This window comes from Hyphomonas chukchiensis, assembly GCF_000682695.1.
GTDB classification, from domain to species: Bacteria; Pseudomonadota; Alphaproteobacteria; order Caulobacterales; family Hyphomonadaceae; genus Hyphomonas; species Hyphomonas chukchiensis.
In genome coordinates this window covers 113451-135194 of the sequence record NZ_AWFG01000001.1, presented here as the reverse complement: position 1 = coordinate 135194, position 21744 = coordinate 113451, and the positions used below count along the sequence as shown (strand labels likewise).

The following is a 21744-nucleotide window of genomic DNA, read 5'->3' as shown; positions in this document are numbered from 1 at the left end:
TCTATTCCGCCGCTGCCGGAATCGCCGAGCGGTTCTCCCGTACGCCGCGCAGGAAGGGCACGATGGCCACGACGGTGAGCACGGCCGCCAGCAGGAATGCCGCGCCGCCGAAATGCACCGGCGCATTCTCGCGTGTGAACCAGTAGAGCGCGCCATTCATGGTCAGCGGCCCGATGATCATGGCGAGCGAGTTCAGGCTGGAACTGGCGCCTTGCAGTTCGCCCTGCGCATTGCGGGGCGTCAGGGTCGACATCAGCGAATTGATGGACGGCCCGGTGACGCCGCCAAGCGCACCGAGGGGGATGATGGCATAGACCATCCAGCCCTGTTCCGCGAAGGCAAAGGCGGTCAGCGAAACAATGCTGGTGCCCATGCCCAGCAGCGCCGTCCGCACGGTGCCGAGCCGTTTCAGGATCATGCCCATGAGGCCGGCCTGCACGACGGCAGCACCAATGCCGACGAGGCCGAGCGAGAAGCCGATCTGCTTCGGGCTCCAGTCATAGCGGATCTCGCCATGCACTGACCAGGTGCCCGGAAACACGGTATGCGCGAGGAAGAAGATGCCGGCGGCCACGAGGAACCAGGCAATATGCGGCAGCTTGGAGAAATGCTTTACGGCCCCGAACGGATTGGCGCGCTTGATGTCGAACGGCCGGCGGTCTTCAGGCGCCAGCGATTCCGGCAGCACGAAGAGGCCGTAGCAGAAATTGACGGCCGCAAGGCCTGCGGCGGCAAAGAAGGGGGCCCGCGGGCTAATTTCGCCGAGGAAGCCACCAATGACCGGGCCGAACACGAAGCCGAAACCGAACGCGGCGCCGATCATGCCGAAGGCCTTGCCGCGATTTGCCGGCTCGGTAACGTCGGCGATATAGGCATTCGCGGTGGAATAGGTGGCGCCGGAAATACCGGACAGGGCGCGACCGATGAAGAGCAGCCAGATCGATCCGGCAATGCCCATGATCAGGAAATCCACGACCAGCGTGCCAATCGACACGAGCAGGACAAGACGCCGGCCGAACCGGTCAGACAGCGCGCCGACGACAGGCCCGAAGATGAAATTCATCAGGGCATAGGTGGCGGCCAGCATACCGAGCCAGAGCGTGGCGTCCTCAGGCGGGACATGCAGCATTTCCTGCACAAGGCTCGGCACAACCGGAATGATCAGGCCGAAGCCCAGCATATCGATTGCGACCGTTACGAGGACGAAGAAAAACGCGTTCTTGCCGTGTTTCCGGGAGGCGGGAGAGTCGGTCATGTTCACGCTTTGGGCGTGAATTCCGCAAAGGTCAATCACTGTGAAAGGGGATGAGGACTTGACCTCGGTGCGCCTTGCGCAGCGCTGGCTTTGCTGTGAGATTCCTCCCATCCGAATCCGGTGAGGCAGGGCCGCGCGCGGGCATAGCCTCTCCTATTTAGCGGTGCGTGACTTTTATGAAACGGACGCGCGCTGAAAATCAGACTAACTGGATGGAAGACCAACGGAGACGCGCCGATGAAGTGGAACGCAACGGCATTCGCCGCCGCCGTCCTTGTCGCCTGCGCGGTCGGGGCGCAGCCGGGGCAGGCGCAAATGTCGCCACCCGTCGTGGACGGCGCCATCGTGCCCGTGATCCCGGATCCGGCGGCGCGCGAGGGGCTGAGCGGGTGCTGCCGGACGCAGTTCAAGGTCGGCCGGTCGGGCAAGATCAGGGATATCTCGGCCGAGTGCACCTCGCCCATTTTCAGAGATGCGGCGGTGGCGGCCATCCGGTCGGCCGGGTACAAGCCTGCGAAAGTGCTGGGGATCGCGGTCACGTCATCGCAGCAGTCGCAGGTCGTTGCATTCGAACAACCCGGGGAGGCAGGCATTTGCCGGGCGGGCGATGAAGCCTGGGAAGAGCTGACTTATCGGAGCGAAGAGGCCTTTCCCTTCCTGTCGGTCAATACGGTGACCATGAAGCCCTATGTGGATACGGCGGCAAAGGGCGTGGGCATCGCGCGTGGCTGGGCCGATTATTACACCGTCCTCGACTTTGCGACGCCCTGCGGACCAAGCCCCGCCTACCAGCCCCCCATGAGCCAGTCAAAGACGATCGATACGATGGGCTGGGATGCCTTGCGGCAGACAGGAGCGGCTTTCGAGAAAGTCTTCGCCTGGATGAATTGCCGGGACGACATGCTGGCGGCCTATGGCGCGCAGGCGGCCGAATGGCACGCCAGATATGATTCCACTGCGCCGGACGAGATGGAGCACTGGGTCGGCGGGGCTATGGACAAGCGGATACGGGCCGAGCGGGGCCGGTATGACTTCGACCGCCAGCTGATGATTGCCTATGGCGGCCAGATCCTGCGCCAGGAGCAGGCGCTGCGCGCGCGCGAGGCTGCCGAACAGGCTGCGAGCGCGGCGGATGACACCGCCGATGCGCCGGCCCCTCCATCGCGCCGGGAAGTGGTGCCGACCTATCGCGCGCCCAACACCTTGCGGCGCGAGTGGACGGCGGCAGACCAGTTCTTCTATGAGCGCGGCCCCGGCCATTATCAGGCCTGTCTCGACAAGGCCGCCACCTATGGCGCGCGTCAGGGTTGTCTCAGCGCATGGTATGGCAGCGAGTAGGCGATGGCAGACAGCATACCCGTTACCCGTATCGAGGTGCCGATGAGCCGGATCAATGCGATCCGGGACGCGGTTTGCGGCGTGACGCATCTGGGCGAGGGGCCGGATGCCTCGCGCCTTGCTGGGGCATCGGACGCACCTGCGCTGCTGGCCTTCCTGTCGGATCCCGCCGTGCACGCGCCAATCTACACGCTGCCCAGGCCGCTGACCGAGGCCAGCGTTGAGGCCTTCATCACGGATCATATTGCCCAGCGGGCTGAAGGCGAGGGCCTGCTCTTCGTGCGCGAGGATGGTGAGGGCGGCATTGTCGGTTACACCGACATCCAGGTCTGGCCGCACTGGGCGGCTGGCGAGCTTGGCGGGGCGCTGCATCCATCGCTTCATAATCAGGGCAGGGGAACGGCGGGCGCCGGCATGAGCTTCAGCTGGATGTTCCGCGCGTTGCACCTTGATCTGATTTGCGAAACCGCGAGCCCGGAGAACGTGCCCACGCATCGGTTGCTCGATGGGCTCGGCTTTGAACGCAAGGGCGAGGTGACGAGTACGCGGACGGATGGCACGACGCGGGCGTCGCTGGTCTGGGAGGTCACGCGTGCCGACTGGTTCGCCCGGCACAAGGACTGAAACCTAGAAGACGCCGTGACGGCCCTTGCCCTTGGTGAAGGCGGTCGCGCCCTGAAGGGTTTCGCCGGATTTCAGCACGCCCAGGCCGCCTTCGACTTCCGCCTTGAGCGCCGTGTCCATGTCGAGGCTCCACTGGCGCATCGCGGAAAGTCGGTCGGCGCGCATACAGGTTTGCGGGAAGGCGGCGATATCATTGGCGAGCTGGATGGCGCGGTCGAGGGCCTGGCCTGCGGCGGCGGCATAGTTTGCAAGGCCGATGGCCATGGCCTCGTCGGGGCCGACTTCGCGACCGGTGAGGATCAGGTCTGTCGCCCGCGAAGCGCCGATCAGACGGGGCAGGCGGACTGTACCGCCATCAATCAAGGGCACGCCGAAGCGGCGGCAGAAGACGCCAAAGCGCGCGGTGTCCGACACCACGCGCAGGTCGCACCAGAGCGCGAGTTCCATGCCCCCCGCCACGGCATAGCCCTCAATGGCAGCAATGACGGGCTTGGAAAGCTCCAGCCGTGTCGGCCCCATCGGGCCCATGTCTCCCTCTGGCCGCACGGGATTGCCTTTGCCAGCGGCAACCGCCTGCAGGTCAGCCCCTGCGCAGAAATTGCCGTCGGCGCCCGTGAGGATTGCGACGGACAGCGCGTCATCAGCGTCGAACGATTTGAATGCATGATACAGCGCTTCGGCCGCCTCCCGGTCCACGGCATTGCGGCGGGCCGGGCGGTTGATGGTGACGATAAAAAGATTGCCCCGCGTTTCAGTGAGGATGCCTGCAGGATGTGTGTTCATCTGGAATCTTTCTTCAAAGCCAGTCGAGGGCGCGTTGGAGATAAGCGCGGCCGCCTGAACGGACCCATTCGCCATGGGCCATGATCACCCGCTCTGGCGATGCGTCCAGAATGCGTGTGCGAGACTTGCGGGCAGTTTTGCGGTTGAACCAGCTCAGCCGCCATTCCAGCGGCGCATAGCCTTTGCCTTCGACAATACCCCAAAGCCGCGCGATCGGGCGTTGCCAGGCTTTCCAGTTTCTCTTCAGGAAGTCCTCGCTGAAGTGCTCAGAAAGGTCGGCCATGATCGCGGTGGCCGATGCCGAGTGTACGAAGACAATCTCGTCGAGCACAGGGGAGCCGCGAAACCAGGCCTGGACAAAGGCACCCTGCCAGTCATCCGGCGCGAGATCTTCCAGTGGCTGCTGGAAGGGCAGGTCGCCGCGCTTGGCGATGGTTGAGGCGGGGCCCCAGAGCTTCGCCTCAGGATACGCCGCATGCCATTCGGTGAGATAAAGGTGATGGATCTTGTTGGGGCTGACAAGATGGCCAACCGGACCCAAGGCGTCTACCGCCTGCTTCAGGTCAACGTCCAGCTTGATTGGCGACCAGACCCAGAGGGTCTTGTCGGGCAGACGCACGATCACGGCGCGGGTCGGGTAGGGAAAACCGTAGAAGTCGACGAGGGGGCCTTCGGCGATCCAGATATCCTCGTCGACCGGCTCCAGACGCATGACCTGCCCTAGCGCCCGAGTTCCTTCATCGCTTCGTCGAGCCCGCTGAGGGTCAGCTCGAACATGCGGTGCTCACCGATCAGCTCCCGGATCAGCTTGATGGAGCCGGTATAGTCCCACGCGCCCTCCTTGACCGGGTTCAGCCAGACCATGTTCGGGAAGCGCTGCACGAAGCGCTGGATCCAGATGCCGCCGGCTTCCTCGTTCCAATGCTCGACCGAGCCACCCGCATAGGTGATCTCGTAGGGGCTCATCGTGGCGTCGCCGACGACGATGACCTTGTAGTCCGACGGGAACTTGTTCAGCACGTCCCAGGTCGGAATGCGGTTGTTCATGCGGCGGCGATTGTCCTTCCACAGGCCTTCGTAGGGGCAGTTGTGGAAGTAATAGTATTCGAGGTTCTTGATCTCCGACTTGGCCGCCGAGAACAGTTCTTCCATGATCCGCACATAGGGGTCCATCGAACCGCCGACATCGAGCAGAAGCAGGACGGAAACCGCATTGCGCTTTTCCGGGCGCATCTCAATGTCGAGATAGCCCTTGCGGGCCGTGTTGCGGATCGTCTGGTCGAGGTCCAGTTCGTCCGGGGCGCCCTTGCGGGCCCATTTGCGCAGGCGTTTCATGGCGACCTTGATGTTACGGGTGCCAAGCTCGACACTGTCGTCGTAATTCTTGAATTCGCGCTTGTCCCACACCTTTACGGCGCGGCGGTGGCGGGATTTCTCCTGCCCGATGCGCACGCCTTCCGGGTTGTAGCCATTGGCGCCGAAGGGCGAGGTGCCGCCCGTGCCGATCCACTTGTTGCCGCCCTCGTGGCGCTTTTTCTGCTCCTCGAGGCGCTTCTGCAGCGTTTCCATCAGCTTTTCGAAGCCGCCCATGGCTTCGATCTCGTCCATTTCTTCCTTCGAGAGGAATTTTTCGGACATCTTGCGGAGCCATTCCTCGGGAATGTCGGTCACATCGACGGCATCGGCCATGCTGTCGAGGCCCTTGAAGACATGGCCGAACACCTTGTCGAACTTGTCGATATTGCGCTCGTCCTTCACCAGGGCAGCGCGGGACAGGTAATAGAAATCCTCGACATTCGAATCGATGACCTGCTTGTCCATGGCTTCCATGAGCATCAGGTATTCCTTCAGCGTCACCGGGACCTTGGCTTCGCGCAATTCATTGAAGAAGTTGAGGAACATATGGGCATCTTTCCTGTCGTCTTGGCGAAAAGATAACCCGCCTTGGGGCCCATGTCCAAGCTGACGCAGCGAAAAGGGCGCCTGCTCATGTCCGGTTCACCCCAAATGGCCTAGAAGACGGCCCATGCTGAGGGCTTTCCTGATCCTGTGTGCCGGTTTTTCGCTGGGCCTTACGGCGCGTGCGGATACGCCCGTCTGCGCCGGGGCGAACGAGCCATCCTGCATGTTCGAGGCGATCTGGGAGGCGGCTGCGCCCCTGCCGGCCGAGAAAAAGGCGCGGATCCAGCCCTTTTTCCTCGAAACCGTCAGGCAAGCGGGTAGTCCCGCCTTGCTGCAGCAATGGCAGGCCCGCCTGGGCGCGTCCGCCATCCATCGCAGCCCGGCGATTGATTATACGGCCGATCAGGCGCGCGCCGTAGTAGCCGAGAGCGGCTGGGAGGGATTTGAGCAGCGCGCCCGGGCCGGGGCCGTGCCATTCAATACGGGGCGCCCGGAAATCATGGCCGCTGGCGTTCGCCTCGCGCCGGATGCCGCCACCAAGCGCCGCCTGACGCAGGCCATGTTTGATCTGGCCCAGACAAAGCATACGCGCGGCGGCATGGGCGATGATTTCGAGAAATACGACTTCGGACATGCGCTGGCGGAGCTATCGATGCAGGCCTGCGACCTGAATGGATTTGACCGGGCCGTGGCGATGACGGCAGCTCCGGACAGTTTGCGCTATGCCCTCTGGCGTACGCGGATCACGGGCCATGCTGGCGCGCTGGCGGCTCGTATAAGGAATGAGGCGTCAGCGGATGATACGCGCCATGTGCGCGGGGCGCTGGAAGGCTACGCGCCCGTGGTCTCATTAGGCTATTGCGCGCGGTAGACTGAACAATTCTGAGACTCATGCGTAGAGCGCGCATGGAACTTACCCCCCTGACCGACCTTCGCGAGTCTCTTGACGGCATGGCGACCGGATTTTTCAAGAGCCTCCCCAACCTCGTGCTCGCTATCGTTGTGCTGGTCGCCATCATGCTGGTGGCGCACATTATACGGGCCATTGTGTCTGCGGCGATGAAGAAGGCAAATGTGCGGGATGCCCTGCGGACACTGGCACAGAACCTGATCGGGATTGCGGCCTGGATTGTCGGCGTAGCGATTGCGCTGACCGTTTTGCTGCCCTCCATCTCGCCGGCTGATATCATTGCCGGACTGGGCCTCACCTCGGTTGCCATCGGTTTTGCCTTCAAGGATGTGTTCGAGAATTTCCTCGCCGGCGTCATCATTCTCAGCCGCGAGAAGATGCGGATCGGCGATATGATCGAATGCGAGGATGTCTATGGCCGGGTCGAGAATATCCTTATCCGTGAGACGCATGTGCGCGAGACGGACGGGGAACTGGTGATCGTGCCCAATTCCTTCCTGTTCAAGAATCCGGTGACCATCGAGACCGATCACGCCCTGAAGCGGCAGGAGCTTGTTGTGGGTGTCGATTATGACACGAACATGCCCGAGGCCCGTGATGCCTTGAAGGGCGCGCTGGAGGCTTGCGAAAGCGTCAGCAGCGAGCGCGACGCGGAGGTGCAGTGCGTGTCGTTTGGCGGCTCCTCCATCGATTTCCGCCTGCTCTGGTGGACGAAGAGCCAACCGGCCGACCAGCGCGGCTCCTATGATGAAGTCGCCTTCGCCGTGAAGCAGGCACTGGACGATGCGGGCATCACCATCCCGTTCCCGCAATCGACCCTGTCATTCCGCCCGGAAGCGATGCCGCTGCGCCTGCAAGATTCCGGCATGTCGGACACAGATTCGCCTGAGTCCGGCGACACGAAGGGCGGCTAACCTAGTGGCCTCACCGGCAAGGCCTTGCGTCGCCATTGAACAAGTCCATAAAGGGCACCGATGACCGAATTCGACAATGACATGGCCGATCCGGACGGCGACCCGCCGGAAGCGATTTGTGGCAGCAAGGAAGTGGGCGCGATTGCGCACCTCTATCGCGCCGAAGTGTACCGCTCCACTGTGTGGCGCCAGCGCCTTGACCAGACGACGAACTGGGCGGTCATCTCGACCGGCATTGGCCTGTCTGTCTCGTTTGCCAGCGCGCAGGCCTCGCCCTTTCCCATCGTTCTGGTTGGCGCGCTCTGCATTGTGTTCCTGACGCTGGAATCGCGGCGCTATCGTTTCTTCTATGTCTGGCGCTTCCGGGCCCGGGTGCTGGAGATCGCCTTCTATGTGCCGATGCTGCGCGGGGAGGGCGCCCGTATCCCGCTCGACCGGGGCACGGCCCTGTCAGACGATTACGAAAAGCCGCAATACCGGATATCGATGATCCGCGCGATTGGCCGTCGCCTGCGCCGCAATTACGGCTGGCTGTTCGCCATTCTCGGCGCGGCCTATTTCGCCAAGATCGCCATCCATCCGACGGATGTGGAGACATGGTCGCAATTCATCCGCCGCGCGCATATCGGGCCCATCCCGGGCCTCGTGGCGATTGCCGGCGGGCTGACTTTCCATGCGATCTGGATCGGCATTGCCGTGAAGACCTGGCTCGACGAGCGCTATGACAAGTCCAAGATGGCCGACTTCCTGAAAAGCCGTCAGGACGTCAATACAAACGCCAACACGCTCGACCGCGAAGAAGCGCATACGAGTATGGATATTCTCGGGCGTTAGGCATTCCTGTGGGGTGCATATGACAAAGAAAAAGGGCGGATCCGATCAGGACCCGCCCTTTTTCTTTTGTGGCCCAATCCGGGCTCAGCCCGCCGGGCCGCGTCGACCGCCACCGGGGCCGTCCTGACGGCGCGAGAGGAAGGCGAGGCGTTCGAAGAGGGCGACGTCCTGCTCGTTCTTCAGCAGCGCACCGTGCAGCGGCGGGGTCAGCTTGTCCGGGTTCTGCTCGCGCAGCGTTTCGAGGTCGACATCCTCGTTCATCAAGAGTTTCAGCCAGTCGAGCAGTTCGCTGGTCGATGGCTTCTTCTTCACGCCCGGCAGTTCGCGCATGGCGTAGAACGTGGTGAGCGCATCGCCGACCAGCTTCTTCTTGATGTCCGGGAAGTGCACGTCGATGATTTCGCGCATCGTTTCTTCGTCGGGGAACTTGATGAAGTGGAAGAAGCAGCGGCGCAGGAAGGCGTCCGGCAGTTCTTTCTCATTGTTCGACGTGATGATCACGATCGGGCGCACTTTCGCCTTCACGACCTCGTTCGTCTCGTAGACGAAGAATTCCATGCGATCGAGTTCCTGCAGAAGGTCGTTCGGGAATTCGATGTCGGCCTTGTCGATCTCGTCGATCAGCAGGACGGGGCGCTTCTTGGACGTGAATGCCTCCCAGAGCTTGCCCTTCTTGATATAGTTCTTGACGTCCTTGGCGCGCTCTTCGCCCATCTGGCCATCGCGCAGGCGCGAAACAGCGTCATATTCGTAGAGGCCCTGGTTGGCCTTTGTGGTCGACTTGATGTGCCATTCGATCAGCTCGCAGCCGAGCGACTTGGCCACTTCAATGGCCAGCACGGTCTTGCCGGTGCCCGGTTCGCCCTTGATCAGAAGCGGCCGCTCCAGCGCAATGGCAGCATTGACGGCCACTTTCAGGTCTTCGGTGGCGACATAGTCCTTGGTGCCTTCAAAACGCATGGGGCTCTATCCTCTTGTAACTCATTGGGCTCACAATAGGCGCCGCGCCGGGCGGAGCAAGCTTTGACGTGGCGGGAAGCCTGACATTCCGTGAAAAAGTGGTAATCCGGCCATTCCCTTGCGGAAACATCTTCGCTGCATGTGGCAGGTGTGGTATAGGAAATATGCCATGCGCGCCGCCGCGGAGCACCAGCTTCAGCTAAGTGTCGCGCCTGTTCATGGTCTGCCATTCCCATGCAGGAAGGGCGTTTCAGGACAGGTGCAGGCCGTATGATCCAAACTGCCCGATGATAACGGGCGCATGGCACTATTATCCCGCTTCCGCGTTCCGGCCCGCAGCGACGTGATTAACGCGTGGCAATCAAGCGTTAACGCCTTTCTGCAAAATTCAAGGAAATCAGGTCGAATCGGATTTCCTTACGATGCCCTTGAAGCTTTCCCTGAAGCCCGGCGAGACGTTCGTCGTCAATGGCGCCGTCGTGCGCAATGGCGACCGTCGCGGCGTGCTGCTGCTGGAAAATCAGGCCCGTGTCCTGCGTGAGAAGGATATTCTTCACCCCGCGCAGGCAACCACGCCTGTGCGCCGCGCCTATTTTGCCGTGATGCAGATGTACCTGCTGGGCGAGGTCGATGGGCCGGCCTATACGCAGGCTGCTGAATCCATTGCCTCCTTGCTGGCCAATGCCGCGCAGGATGAAGACCGGGCCGACGTGCTCGAAATTTCGGCCGATGTGACCGCCGCCGACCTCTACCGGGCCCTCAGCCGCTGCCGCAAACTCATGGCGCGCGAGACGGCAGAGGCCGCCTGATGCCGGACGGTAGCCTCATGACAGCGCGCGCACGCTCCCCAGACGCCCGCCTTGGCCTCGACGAGGCGATTGCGCGCCTGGAAGCCGGGAAGGGCGAAGGCCTTGTTGTCGACCTTGGTGAGGGCCGCACAGCCACCGCCAGCGGGCATCGCGGCGAGGAAGGCCTGCTGCAGCGCCTGCGCGGACACCGCATGATGGTGGCGCTGGCTTCGGGCGCCGCTGATCTCTCCCAGTTTTCGGCCCATTCCGGTGTGCTGAAAGTCGCGCCCCTGGTGCAGGAAATACTCGACGCCGCAGGCCATAGGGATTAGGGGCCTCGCGCATGAGCGCAGAACTGATCTCCCTATTTACCGCCACTTTCGTCACTTTCTTCGTGCTGATCGATGCGCCCGGCGTGGCGCCCGTGTTCGCGACGCTGACGGCGCAGGGCGATGCGGCCTATCGGCGGCGCATGGCGTTCAAGTCGACCTTCGTCGCGTCGATCATCATGTTCCTGTTTGCGTTCGGTGGGGCCTGGCTGCTTGGCGCCATGCACATCTCCATCGACGCGTTCCGGGCGGCCGGGGGCGCGCTCCTCTTCCTGATCGCCCTCGACATGGTGTTCGAAAAGCGCACCGAACGCCGTGAACACCGCGCAGAGGAATTGCTGGAAGGCCACGACGCCAATACGGAACCGGACGATATTTCCGTGTTCCCCATCGGCATCCCGATGATTGCCGGGCCGGGCTCCATCGCGACGGCCATGTTTTACATGTCCCAGGCCACCGTATGGACCGAGAAAGCCGTCGTGCTGTCCGCCATCGGGCTGAACCTGTTGCTGACGCTGGCCATCTTCCTGATTGCCACGCCGCTCGTGCGCCTGATGGGTGCCAGCGTGGCCGGCGCGCTGACGCGTATACTCGGCGTGATCCTGGCGGCGCTTTCGGTGCAGCTGCTGATCGACGGCATCAAGGGCGCCTTCAACCTCGGCTAAGGCCTATTGCGGCGCTTCGAGGCGGGGGCGGCGGCGCAGCAGCGTGCGGCGCAGGGTCGACAGCGTGACCCAGAACATGACCAGCCCGGCAGCCGTAAGTCCCATGAACTGCAGCACCAGCTCGCGTGTCCAGCGCACGCCGGTATCGGCGATGCGCATGGCCGATGGTCCCATCTGCTTGACCAGCGCGACGGACCGGTCCCCGCCGGCTTCGGCAATCAGGCGCACGCGGCGCAGGTCTGCGCTGTCCTTGACCTGCTCGATCAGGGTCACGGCGGCGGCCGGGTCTGTCAGCGTACCGATCCGGTTGATCTGTGCGAGATCGGATTCCAGCCGGGCGAGGCCTTTTGGATTGATCGCCCCGGCATAGGCCTTGCGCACCCGTTCCACGCGCACCTTGGTGGTCGCAAGATCGCCAAAGGCTTCTTCAAGCGCGGGCTTCAGCGCGGAGTCGGGCAGGGCGGCGTCCACGCGTGCCGTAATGTAATCGGTGAATTCCGGTGTCATGCGCCGCGACCGACGGGCGGATTTCAGGATGGACAGCGCGCGGATGTTGGCTTCGGCTGAAGCATCCTGCTCGCTGGATTCGGCAAGGCCGATGCCGGTGATCTTCAGCACCAGTTCGTCCACGCGGTCGCCTTCGAGCCAGCGTTCGGAATGGTTTGCGAGATCGGCATGCGTGCCAAGCATGGCAAAGCGGGCCTCTGCAACGGGTGACGGTTCTTCTTCCGGGGCCACGTCGTCGGCAGGCGCCGGTGCGGGAGCGTCTGCGGGCGTTTCGGCGACGGCATCCTCAGCCGGCACGGTCAGCGTGTTCATGTTGCGGGCCGCACCACTTGCCTCAGCGAAGCGCTGGCTCACTTCGACGGGAAGCTTGCGCAGGGCGACCAGTGCAATGCGTTCGTCTTCCGTACCCGTCACTTCCGCGTCAGCCGCGGCCATCAGTTCCTTGACCTCTTCGCGGCTCAGCATCTGCGGCGCCGTCAGCAGGAAGCCGCGCGCAGCGGTGACATCGCGTGCCGTCAGTTCCCGCGAGACGATATCGTGCCAGAACTTGTATTTGTCGCCCGCATTGCGCGGTGCCATTGCGGCAAAGGATTCGTCCATGTTGTGACGCGTCTGGTCGATGGCCTCAACGGTGGGCGCATCGGAAAAGGTCGCCCCCGAAAAGGCCGCGCCCAGGATCTGGGCGGCGATCACAGGCATGAGGATCAGCAATGAATTGAACATCACAGCCTGCATCCAACCTGAGGAGCGGATCGATCTTTTCCGTCGGCGGGCCATGGGCTTTAACCGTTGCGAAAGCTGCACTTTGGACGAAGGATCATAGAGCGCGGCGTTGGCCTAAAGATCAAGCCTTGGCCTGCAAATTGCACCGGCTTTGGCGCTCCGGAAGACGGTTCTGGCGTTCACAATAACATGAAATATACGCGAAATTGGCGCAATTCCATGAAAAGATTGGGAAAATTAACTCAGCTTTCCCGATTGCGGTGAATCGCTAGCCGCTCTATATCGAGCCAAACCTGAATGAAGGTGTCTGCTATGAGTATTGAACTATCAGACGATTACCGCCCCTCCGATGATGAGGAGTTCATGAACGAGCGTCAGCTGGCTTTCTTCCGCCGGTTGCTCGAGAACTGGAAGGCGGACATTCTCGACGGCGCAAAACAGACCATCCACAACCTGCAGGATGAATCTGGTTCGCTCCCTGACATTGTCGACCGGGCTTCGGCCGAAAGCGACAAGGCCCTGGAGCTGCGTACACGCGACCGTCAGCGCAAGCTGATCTCCAAGATCGACAGCGCCATTCGCCGCATCAATGACGGAACCTACGGGTTTTGCGAAGCGACGGGTGAGCCGATCGGTCTGCGCCGCCTCGAAGCCCGTCCGACCGCCACGCTGAGCCTTGAGGCGCAGGAGCGTCACGAGCGCAAGGAACGGACGCTGCGCGACGACTGATCGCCAAGCGTTCCAGATCACGCCCGGAATAAAGAACGGCGGCCTCCCGGTTTTCGGAAGTGCCGCCGCCTTTTTTAGTCCATCAACCCAACGCCATGGCGAATCTGCGTTTGCCCCGTGCGTTAAGGGGATGATCGCAGCAAGGTCCAAACACAGGGTTACTTGAATGTAACCATCGGCTTAAGGCAAGGTCTGCTTGCTTAACGTGACATCCGATTCGGTTAATGTCAGAGGTGATTCGACTGCGTTCGCTTGTGCGAACAGTCCGTCGCACGGCGAAAGTCCTAACCACCCGTTAACTCTATTTGAGGCAAAGTGTATGTTTAACGGACGGGATAACTGATCGCCCCCATGAGCAGGCCTTTGCCATCCACCGCCGATGACGGATGGGACATGTCTCCAAGGCGTGAAAGCGCCGTCGTGCTCGAAATGCCGACCAGTTTCGAAACATTCGATGCGGTGAAGGAGAAGCCTATCCTGCGCGAAAAGCTCAGCTCCGCCGAGATCGAGGCATTGCTGCGCCCGGACCTGTCGGACATGGCGCCTGAGCCTGCGCCCCCGCCACCTGCCAAAGTGGTTGACCGTGCGATCCCGGACCTCGATACGCCTGCCGCGCTGACCCGGCGTACGGATGTGCCGGAAGATGCCCTGCGCGTTGCGGCCCGCCTCTCGCTCGCCCTGCGCCAGGGCTGCGGCCTGCGCGCGGCAGCCACCGTCAAGGCGGTCTCCGACGGCACGTTCGCATCTGCGCTGACCACAGCCGAGACAGGGCAGGCGATTGCCTGCTTCGCGGCGCCCAATGGCGAGATTGTCGCCATGCTCAGCCTCAGCGCCGAACTGGCGAATGCCCTCATCGAAAGCGCCTGTGGCGGCAAGCCGGGCGCCTTCACGCCGCGCGAGCTGACACCCGTTGACGCTGCCTTGCTCGAAGGCCTCGTGCGTCCTCTCGGCGCTGGCATCTCCTCATCGCTCAGCTTCGCGCGCATCGAAACCGATGCCGAGTTTGCGGTCGCCCTCGCGCGGCCCGGCGCTGTTGATGTCATTGATCTTGATGTCCGTTTCGAACAATCGCGCATGCCGGCTCGCCTGATCCTGGCCAGCGACGACCTGTTCGATACCGTAGCTGCACCCGGGAAGGGACACGGAACGGTCATGGCCGCACCGGTCCATACCCCATCCGCGGCCCCTGTAACCGCCGTGCTTACCGCGCGGATTGCCAGCCTCTCGGTCCCTTTGTCGCGCCTGACAGACCTGAAAGCGGGTTCCACCCTCCTTCTCGGCGTGCCCGCCGACCAGCCGGTCGAGCTGCTGTCAGGCGGACGGAACGGCCCGGTCGCCGCCGAAGCCCAGATCGGACGCAAGGGCGCTCACATGGCCCTGCGGATCACCAAGCGCGGCCCGGCCCTGCGCTAGGCGGGCTTTCTTTTGCGATTGATATGCGCATCGGCGCCGTCACGTGAGGCCTGCTCCGACCCGTCACCCCGCAGCTCGGCTTCCTTCTGGGCCCAGAGGCGCTTCTGGTAATTGGTCGAGATGATGTCGCTGATGACCAGTACGAAGATCACGAGATAGAAGCTGGACTTGCTCATCGCCTCGATGGTGTAGGTGAACAATGTGAGGTGCCCAAGGTGTGCGCCTTCGGTGACGAGCAGCACGCCGACCAGGAAGAGGATAAACAGGCCGAGGACTTCGTACATCCTGTTTTTCTTGAGGAAGTTCGCCACCGGATCGGCCATCACAGCCATTGCAATACCTGATACAATGATCGCAATCACCATGAGCGCCATCTGGTAGTGGATGACGGGATCGCCACTCGCATCCAGCGTCTTGATATTGGCAATCGCCATGGCCGAGAGGATGGAGTCGAAGGAGAAGACGAGATTCATCGCCACGATCTTCGTGATCGCTTGTACGACGGATTTCGGGTGGGCACCCTCTGTATGTTCAATGAATTCAACGGTCAGGAGGTGCGAGATTTCCTTGATGGCCGTGTAGATGATGAAAGCCCCGCCGGCGATCGTCACAAGCGCCTGGAAGGTGAATTCCCCGGTGATGAATTTGGAGAGATGCACGCCAAACAATGGCTCCGCGATGGCATCGAACAGGCCGACAATGATGAACAACAATACGACACGGAACAGGACGGCGAGCCCGATGCCCCAGCGCCGCACCATCGGGGCTTTCTCCTCGCCCACGCGTTTGGACTCAATCGAGATGTAGAGCAGGTTGTCGAAACCCAGAACGGCCTGCAGCAGCAACAGCATCAGCAGCGTGAACAGCCCCGATGTCGAGAATACTTCATTGATGATGTCGCCCAGCATGGCCTCGCCCCTTTTGCTTGTCTCCTGCGTGTATCAGGGGACAGAGCGCATCGGCGCCGGGTGTGTTCCATTCGCAGGGCTCAATCGGGATCCTTCTTAAGGAACTCTGCCTCGATCGCGATACTGACGGTGTCGGTCAGCAGGCCGGCGTATTTCGAGACGCCGAACTGCGTGCGGTCAATATCTGTAGTGGCTGAAAAACCTGCAACCTGCGCACCGCGCAGCGGGTCGAAGGCTGCGCCATTGAACGTGGCCTTCAGGACAATTGGTGCGGTCACGCCATGAAGGGTCAGGTCTCCCGCCACGTCGGCTGTCGTGTCTGAGGTCATGGTGACCGAGGTGGACCGGAACACGGCCTGCGGAAAGCTTGCCGCGTCAAACCAGCCTGGCCCCATCAGCTCGGTTGCGAAGACATCATTGGCGACGTCCAGGGACGTCATGTCGATAACGGCTTCCACCCGCGCGTCCGCTGGATGGGTCGCATCGCCGCTGAGGCTCGCATCGAAGGCCTCGAACCGGCCCGTATAGGTCGAGAAGCCCAGATGGTTGATGTGGAAGACGACAGATGCATGTGCGGTGTCGAGGGCATAGTCACCGGCCTTGACCCGCGTCACATCTGTCGTGACAGCGGGTTTCAGCACGGACGCGCAGGACGCAACCAGCACAAGGCCGAGCGCCGCCAGCGCAGGTTTCCATAGTGGCCCCCGGCCCCTGTCAGCTTGCCTTGGTTTCATCCACCCATGCTCGCACATTCTGTTCAAGGATGGCCAGCGGAACAGCGCCATCCCGCAACACAACATCGTGAAAGTCGCGGATGTCGAACCGGTCGCCAAGTTCGGCTTTTGCCATCTCGCGCATCTCGACGATCTTGAGCATGCCGATCTTGTAGGCTGTGGCCTGTCCCGGCATCACGATATAGCGCTCGATGGCCTTCTTGCAGTCGCCTTCCGGGTTTGGCGTATTGTCCAGCAGGTACTGGATCGCCTGTTCGCGGGTCCAGTGCTTGTCATGGATGCCGGTATCGACCACGAGCCGCGCAGCGCGCCAGATTTCCATCGCGAGGCGACCAAAATCATCATACGGATCAGAGTAGTAGCCCATTTCCTTTGGCAGGAGTTCCGAATAGAGCCCCCAGCCCTCGGTATAGGCCGTATAGCCGCCGAACTTGCGGAAGCTCGGGATGCCTTCCAGTTCCTGCGCCAGCGCGATCTGCATGTGATGGCCCGGAATGCCCTCATGGAAGGCCAGCGCCTGCATCTGGTAAGTCGGCATGTCCTGCATGCGGTAGAGGTTGGCGTAATAGGTGCCGGGGCGGCTGCCATCCGGGGCAGGCCGGGAATAGAAGGCCTTGCCGGCCGACTTTTCGCGGAACGGCTCGACGGCCTTCACAATTAGCTCGGCCTTCGGGAAGGTCTTGAACACCATGGGCAGGTCGCCGCGCATCTGGTCAATCGCGGCCGTCGCCTCGGCGAGGTATTCGGCTTTGCCTTCCGGCGTATTCGGTTTGAAGAATTGCGGGTCGGTCCGCATGAATTCGAAGAATTCCTTCAGCGTTCCGTCGAAGCCGACCTTGACCATGATGCCGCGCATCTCGTCCTGGATGCGGGCAACTTCGGCAAGGCCGAGATTGTGGATCTCGTCTGCGCTCATGTCGGTCGTGGTGATATGCTTGAGGCGCATGGCATAGAAGGCATCGGCGTCGGGGAGTTTCCAGACGCCGTCATCTGTTGTGGCCACTTCAGCTTGTGCCTGCATTTCGACAATCGCGGCCTCATAGGCCGGGCCCACTTTCTCGACGAGAGCGGTCGCTGCATCTGCAAGGAGCGTATCGGCCTCGGCCTGCATGATCGTCGCGTCCTCAACCAGCGCGCTGACCTTGCTGCGGAAATCCTTCATCAGGGGGCTGTCTTCGGTCCCGTCAGCCACATCCGACGTGAAGGGATAGCCGGTGATGATGCTGCGGGAATCGGAGATCACATAGTCGTACACAAAGCGCGGCGGCATCACGCCCTTTGCGGCTGCCTCGCGCGAATTGGCGACATTCTGGCCCAAGTATTCCGGAATGCCATTCAGCCGCGAGACATAGGCCTCGGCATCGGAAAGGCTCGTCACCTTATGCTGGTTCACCAGGAAGGCCGGAATGCCCGATTGCACGCCGTGCATCTGGTTGAAGAGGTATTCATGGTCGCGGAACGGGAACTGGGCCTCGGCATCGGCCAGTTCGTATTCTGCGAGGCGCCAGGAAAGTTTCGCCTGCGGATCAAGTTTGTTGAAGTCAAAGGACTCCTTCATTTCAGCGACTGTGGCCCGTTGCAGCTCAAGATCGCCCAGCGCATGGTCATCACTGGCATCATCCCATTGGCCGTAATCGTCCTTGATGCCCAGATAGGTCTGCGTCATCGGGCTGCGCGCGACCATTTCCTGAAATTTGACTTCAAACCAATCATTTAAGCGCGCGCTCTCGTCGACGGTGACATCGGTTACCGTCAACACCTCCGATTCTTGCGCTGCCGGTGGGGTCGGGCTGGTGCACGCAGCGAGCAGCAAAACAGCTGCGATGGCGGTGGTGGTACGCATCATGTGAAACTCCGGAATCTGATGAGGTTTATGCAATTTCCACAGTGAGTCTTAACGCTTTTTTCGCTTTCGTTAACCTTTGCGGTGTCAAAGTATGTGGACTAAGATTCCGCTTCGGCTGAGTCGGCCCCTCGCCGTGGAATCAGTGTAGAGTGATCCGGTACGCGATTTATGCTGCCGGTGCAGGAGACGTAACACGATGGATTCCCTGGAACTGACGCAGGCGACCAATTCTGGCGATGATGGCGAAACCACCGGCGGCGAAGGTTTCGCTGCGATGGGTGGACGATTCGACATCATGCAGCTCCTGTTCTGGGGCTGCCTGCTGATTTCGATCGCGGCGGCCAGTGTTGCGCTGGCCTGGCCGAAGGCGTCTGGCGCGCCCGGCCCGATCCTGCTGATCTCCATGGCATCCGGCGGCCTGGTTTTCCTTCTGTGGAGCGTGCGTGGGGCAGGGCGTTTCCTCGGCCTCTTCCCCGAGCGCGGATCGGCGGCACGCGCCGTCCAGACCAATATTCCCCGTTTCGGCTGGATCGAGGCCCTCGACGAGTCCGTGCTGATCACAGACCAGGGCGGCGCGCCTGTGGCGGCAAACGAATCCTATACCGAGCTTAGCCAGCTCGCGCTGATGGTCGGCCAGCCTGACGGCGCGGCCGTGACGGTCGATCGCCTGTTCGGCGCCAATCCGGGCCTTGCCGCGCCCGTTTACCGCCTGTCCAAGGCCGCGAAGGCCGGTCAGGCCCGCCGCGAAGTCCTGCCACCGATCACGATTGGCGCAGAGCAGGTGCCCGCCCAGTTCGAGATCGGTGTCTCGCCACTGCCACGCCAGCGCGTTCTCTGGCGTATCCGGCGCATCGCCGGCCAGCAGGAAGCGACCGGCGCCTCGGACCTGAAATCGCTTTACGTCGAAGACGCGCCCATGGGCTTCTTCGCTGCCCGCCCGGATGGCACGATCACCTATGCCAATAGCTGGCTGCGCGAAATGCTCGGCCTGCCGGAATCGGCCAAGAACATCCGCATCGACGACATCATGCGGCCTGAATTCGTGAAAATGCTGGCGCGCGACCGCAAGTCGGGCGCGCCGGGCCGGGCCGATATCCAGCTGCGTGCCCGTGACGGCGTGGAAGTGCCCGTTCAGGCGATCACGACCTGGGCTGGCCGTGGCTCGGAAGCAGCAGGTCGCACGATCATCCTGGCCAACCAGCAGGTGCTGAACGGTCAGGAAGAGCGTCTGAACTTTGCTTCTTCGTCGCGCCCGCCACGTCTTGATGGCGACCCGATGTTCGATGATGCGCCCTTCGGCGCTGTCCGTCTGCAGGGCGACGGCGTGGACGGGGCGATCATCCTCGATGCAAACCGCGCGCTGATGGAAATGACCGGCGGCGAAGCGACGCCCGGTGGCCGCTTCTCGAACCTGTTCGTGGCCGAAGATGGCCAGGAAGCGCTGAATGGCTCGCTGATTGATGCCATCGACAAACCGGTCGGCCTGAAACTGGCCGGTCGTGAACCACGCCACGTCAACGTGTTCGTGACGCTCGACAATAATGGCCGTCCGTCGGTTGCCTATGTCATCGACATTACCGAACAGCGCGAGCTGGAGCTGCGCCTTGCGCACGGCGAAAAGATGCAGGCCATCGGCCAGCTCGCCGGCGGCGTTGCGCACGATTTCAACAATGTGCTGCAGGGCATCATCCTCAACAATGAGGACCTGATGACCAGCCACCCTGTTGGCGATCCCTCGTACAACAACCTCAAATCCATCCACGAATTCTCGATCCGTGCGAAAGACCTTGTCCGCATGCTGCTCGCCTATGCGCGCCAGCAGACGTTCAAGCGCGAGATCTTCAACGTTACGGACTTCCTGTCGGAATTCTCCATCCTGCTGCGCCAGATCCTCGATGAGCGCGTCGAGATCGACGTGAAGCACGGCCGCGATGTGCCGCACATCAAGGCTGACAAGAACCAGCTCGAAACCGCCATCATCAACCTCGCCACCAATGCGCGCGACGCCATGATCAGCCACAATAATGGCGGCAAGCTCACGATCCGCACAGCGCGTGCAACCGGCAAGGACGCGCAGGCCAAGGGCTTTGGCTATGTCGAGGATGGCGATTACATGCTGATCGAGGTCGAGGACACGGGCCACGGCATGCCGCGCGAAGTGATGGACAAGATCTTCCAGCCCTTCTTCACGACGAAGGAGGCCGGCGTAGGTACAGGCCTCGGCCTCGCTACGGTTTACGGCATCATCAAGCAGTCGGGTGGCTATATCTGCCCGCTGTCCACCGTCGGCAAGGGCACGACGTTCCAGATCTACCTGCCGGCCTTGAAGGCCGAAGACATCCCGGCGCCAGTCGAGCTGACCCAGGCCGAGAAGCAGGCCCACCGGCCGGTCGATATTTCCGGTCGCGGCCGCATCCTGCTGATCGAGGACGAGGACGGCGTGCGTGCCATCACGGCCACGCAGCTGCGCAAGCGCGGGTATGAAGTGTCCGAGGCCTGCGACGGCGAAGAGGCCATGGAAGTGCTCGAAGACAATCCGGGCGCCTTCGATCTTGTCATCTCGGACGTTGTCATGCCCGGCATGGACGGCCCGACGCTGATCCGCGAGGCGAAGGAATTGCTGGGCCATGCCCGCGTGATCTTCATCTCCGGCTATGCCGAGCGCGATCTTGCCAAGCAGCTGGACGATGACCGCGCGGTCTCCTTCCTGGCCAAGCCGTTCACGTCCCGCCAGCTGGCCGAGCGCGTGAAAATGGAACTGGGCAATCCAAAAGCCGAAGCGGCGTGACGCTGAGCGCTTCTTTCAGCCTCACATCATCCGTTTTGTCGCCCAGAATTCCTTGAGGACCAAGGCAAAGCTGCCAGGGTGTTCGGCGCAGGCCCAGTGGCCGGCATCAGGCTCCACATGTAGCGGCACTTTCCAGTTCTGGGCAAAACGCTGGGCCACGGACAGATTCACGAACGGGTCGTTCTCGCCCCAGTAGAGCTGGCCCTTGGACGGCAGGTTCGCGAGGTCCTCTTCCCAGTCTCCCGAGAAACGCAGGCCCCTTGCCGATCGATAGAGCTTGAGGATCGACTGGCGCATCGTCCTGTCGACCAGTGGCACCTCATGCGCGGCAATCGCGGCAGGCAGGCCACTCTCGATCAGGGCGGCGGACAGGCGGGCTGAGTCGCGCATGCCGCGCATCACCAACTCACCCAGCAGCGGCGTTGCCCACATGCGGGCCATGCGGTGGCCTGAATACTGGCTATCGATCACGGCATTGGTGACGCACCAGCTTTCCACGAGATCCGGACGCAGGGAACATGCGCGCAGGGTCAGTAGTGCGCCCCAGTCATGGCCCACGATATTCACGGGTTCCCCAACGGCTTCCATTTGGCCGATCAGCCAATCGGCATAGGCTTCCTTGGTGCAATTGAACCCATCGGGCACAGGGCAGCCAAAGCCTGGCAGGGCCGGCGCGATCCATTGGTCAGGCTTGAGGGCGAGCGCCTTGATTAGCGGCTGCCAGAGAAAAGGCGTATCCGGTACGCCATGTACGAACAGGATCATGTGTCTTGCTCCCCCGAGCCCGGTTATCT

Annotated in this window: 21 protein-coding genes; 11 read left to right on the top strand and 10 right to left on the bottom strand. The window is 62.0% G+C overall.

What is annotated here, in order from left to right:
- Window position 1 precedes the first annotated feature (1 nt).
- Complete coding sequence (locus tag HY30_RS00640) at window positions 2-1255, bottom strand: TCR/Tet family MFS transporter (protein ID WP_034735893.1); 1254 nt, start codon at window positions 1253-1255, stop codon at window positions 2-4.
- A gap of 237 nt (window positions 1256-1492) precedes the next feature.
- Here HY30_RS00640 and HY30_RS00635 point away from each other — a divergent pair, with 237 nt between their 5' ends.
- Complete coding sequence (locus tag HY30_RS00635; RefSeq protein ID WP_034735891.1) at window positions 1493-2593, top strand: energy transducer TonB; 1101 nt, start codon at window positions 1493-1495, stop codon at window positions 2591-2593.
- 3 nt (window positions 2594-2596) lie between these two features.
- Window positions 2597-3217, top strand: coding sequence for a GNAT family N-acetyltransferase (locus HY30_RS00630; RefSeq protein WP_034735889.1), 621 nt, complete (start codon window positions 2597-2599; stop codon window positions 3215-3217).
- A gap of 3 nt (window positions 3218-3220) precedes the next feature.
- Here the strand turns inward: HY30_RS00630 and HY30_RS00625 are convergent, their stop codons facing one another.
- The 3 genes from HY30_RS00625 to HY30_RS00615 are packed head-to-tail and all read right to left on the bottom strand — an operon-like array spanning window position 3221 to window position 5902.
- Entirely contained in the window at window positions 3221-4000 is a 780-nt protein-coding gene (locus HY30_RS00625; protein ID WP_034735888.1) for a crotonase/enoyl-CoA hydratase family protein, read from the bottom strand.
- Window positions 4001-4013: 13 nt separating this feature from the next.
- The gene (locus HY30_RS00620; protein WP_034735887.1) at window positions 4014-4712 is read right to left on the bottom strand and encodes a hypothetical protein; all 699 of its coding nucleotides are present in this window, start codon (window positions 4710-4712) and stop codon (window positions 4014-4016) included.
- 8 nt (window positions 4713-4720) lie between these two features.
- Window positions 4721-5902 carry a vWA domain-containing protein gene (locus HY30_RS00615; RefSeq protein WP_034735886.1) on the bottom strand — a complete coding sequence of 394 codons (1182 nt, stop codon included), beginning with the start codon at window positions 5900-5902 and terminating at the stop codon, window positions 4721-4723.
- A 124-nt stretch (window positions 5903-6026) separates the two neighbouring features.
- On the opposite strand from HY30_RS00615, the gene HY30_RS00610 reads away from it, so the two are divergent.
- Genes HY30_RS00610 through HY30_RS00600 form a run of 3 tightly spaced genes read left to right on the top strand, consistent with a single transcriptional unit; the run spans window position 6027 to window position 8560 of the window.
- A complete protein-coding gene (locus tag HY30_RS00610; RefSeq protein WP_034735885.1) occupies window positions 6027-6773 on the top strand; it encodes a hypothetical protein in 747 nt (248 codons plus the stop codon).
- Window positions 6774-6808: 35 nt separating this feature from the next.
- Window positions 6809-7726 carry a mechanosensitive ion channel family protein gene (locus tag HY30_RS00605; protein WP_051614558.1) on the top strand — a complete coding sequence of 306 codons (918 nt, stop codon included), beginning with the start codon at window positions 6809-6811 and terminating at the stop codon, window positions 7724-7726.
- A 60-nt stretch (window positions 7727-7786) separates the two neighbouring features.
- Complete coding sequence (locus HY30_RS00600; protein WP_081811987.1) at window positions 7787-8560, top strand: DUF2270 domain-containing protein; 774 nt, start codon at window positions 7787-7789, stop codon at window positions 8558-8560.
- 84 nt (window positions 8561-8644) lie between these two features.
- Here HY30_RS00600 and HY30_RS00595 read toward each other — a convergent pair whose 3' ends face one another.
- A complete protein-coding gene (locus HY30_RS00595; protein WP_034735883.1) occupies window positions 8645-9520 on the bottom strand; it encodes an AAA family ATPase in 876 nt (291 codons plus the stop codon).
- Between the two features lie 422 nt (window positions 9521-9942).
- On the opposite strand from HY30_RS00595, the gene flbT reads away from it, so the two are divergent.
- Genes flbT through HY30_RS00580 form a run of 3 tightly spaced genes read left to right on the top strand, consistent with a single transcriptional unit; the run spans window position 9943 to window position 11302 of the window.
- Window positions 9943-10329 carry a flagellar biosynthesis repressor FlbT gene (flbT, locus tag HY30_RS00590; RefSeq protein ID WP_034735881.1) on the top strand — a complete coding sequence of 129 codons (387 nt, stop codon included), beginning with the start codon at window positions 9943-9945 and terminating at the stop codon, window positions 10327-10329.
- Between the two features lie 17 nt (window positions 10330-10346).
- The gene (locus HY30_RS00585; RefSeq protein ID WP_155839198.1) at window positions 10347-10640 is read left to right on the top strand and encodes a hypothetical protein; all 294 of its coding nucleotides are present in this window, start codon (window positions 10347-10349) and stop codon (window positions 10638-10640) included.
- An 11-nt stretch (window positions 10641-10651) separates the two neighbouring features.
- On the top strand, window positions 10652-11302 hold the full coding sequence (locus HY30_RS00580) for a MarC family protein (protein WP_034735877.1): 651 nt from the start codon (window positions 10652-10654) through the stop codon (window positions 11300-11302).
- Between the two features lie 3 nt (window positions 11303-11305).
- Here the strand turns inward: HY30_RS00580 and HY30_RS00575 are convergent, their stop codons facing one another.
- Window positions 11306-12532 (bottom strand): hypothetical protein, encoded by a 1227-nt coding sequence (locus HY30_RS00575; RefSeq protein ID WP_155839197.1) that lies wholly within the window; start codon window positions 12530-12532, stop codon window positions 11306-11308.
- 312 nt (window positions 12533-12844) lie between these two features.
- Here HY30_RS00575 and dksA point away from each other — a divergent pair, with 312 nt between their 5' ends.
- Both dksA and HY30_RS00565 read left to right on the top strand, forming a co-directional pair.
- Entirely contained in the window at window positions 12845-13261 is a 417-nt protein-coding gene (gene dksA, locus HY30_RS00570) for an RNA polymerase-binding protein DksA (protein WP_034735873.1), read from the top strand.
- 351 nt (window positions 13262-13612) lie between these two features.
- The gene (locus HY30_RS00565) at window positions 13613-14674 is read left to right on the top strand and encodes a FliM/FliN family flagellar motor switch protein (RefSeq protein ID WP_081811986.1); all 1062 of its coding nucleotides are present in this window, start codon (window positions 13613-13615) and stop codon (window positions 14672-14674) included.
- Here the strand turns inward: HY30_RS00565 and HY30_RS00560 are convergent.
- The 3 genes from HY30_RS00560 to HY30_RS00550 form a co-directional block, all read right to left on the bottom strand.
- Entirely contained in the window at window positions 14671-15582 is a 912-nt protein-coding gene (locus HY30_RS00560; protein ID WP_051614556.1) for a TerC family protein, read from the bottom strand. The genes HY30_RS00565 and HY30_RS00560 overlap by 4 nt on opposite strands.
- Window positions 15583-15662: 80 nt before the next feature.
- Window positions 15663-16316 (bottom strand): YceI family protein, encoded by a 654-nt coding sequence (locus HY30_RS00555; protein ID WP_162176872.1) that lies wholly within the window; start codon window positions 16314-16316, stop codon window positions 15663-15665.
- Window positions 16297-18162, bottom strand: a complete 1866-nt coding sequence (locus HY30_RS00550) for a DUF885 domain-containing protein (protein WP_241765602.1) — start codon at window positions 18160-18162, stop codon at window positions 16297-16299. The genes HY30_RS00555 and HY30_RS00550 overlap by 20 nt, the downstream gene beginning before the upstream one ends.
- A gap of 196 nt (window positions 18163-18358) precedes the next feature.
- Between HY30_RS00550 and HY30_RS00545 the strand changes: the two genes are divergently transcribed.
- Entirely contained in the window at window positions 18359-20950 is a 2592-nt protein-coding gene (locus HY30_RS00545; RefSeq protein ID WP_034735869.1) for a response regulator, read from the top strand.
- Window positions 20951-20971: 21 nt separating this feature from the next.
- Here the strand turns inward: HY30_RS00545 and HY30_RS00540 are convergent, their stop codons facing one another.
- A complete protein-coding gene (locus tag HY30_RS00540; protein ID WP_034735867.1) occupies window positions 20972-21715 on the bottom strand; it encodes an alpha/beta fold hydrolase in 744 nt (247 codons plus the stop codon).
- Window positions 21716-21744 lie beyond the last annotated feature (29 nt).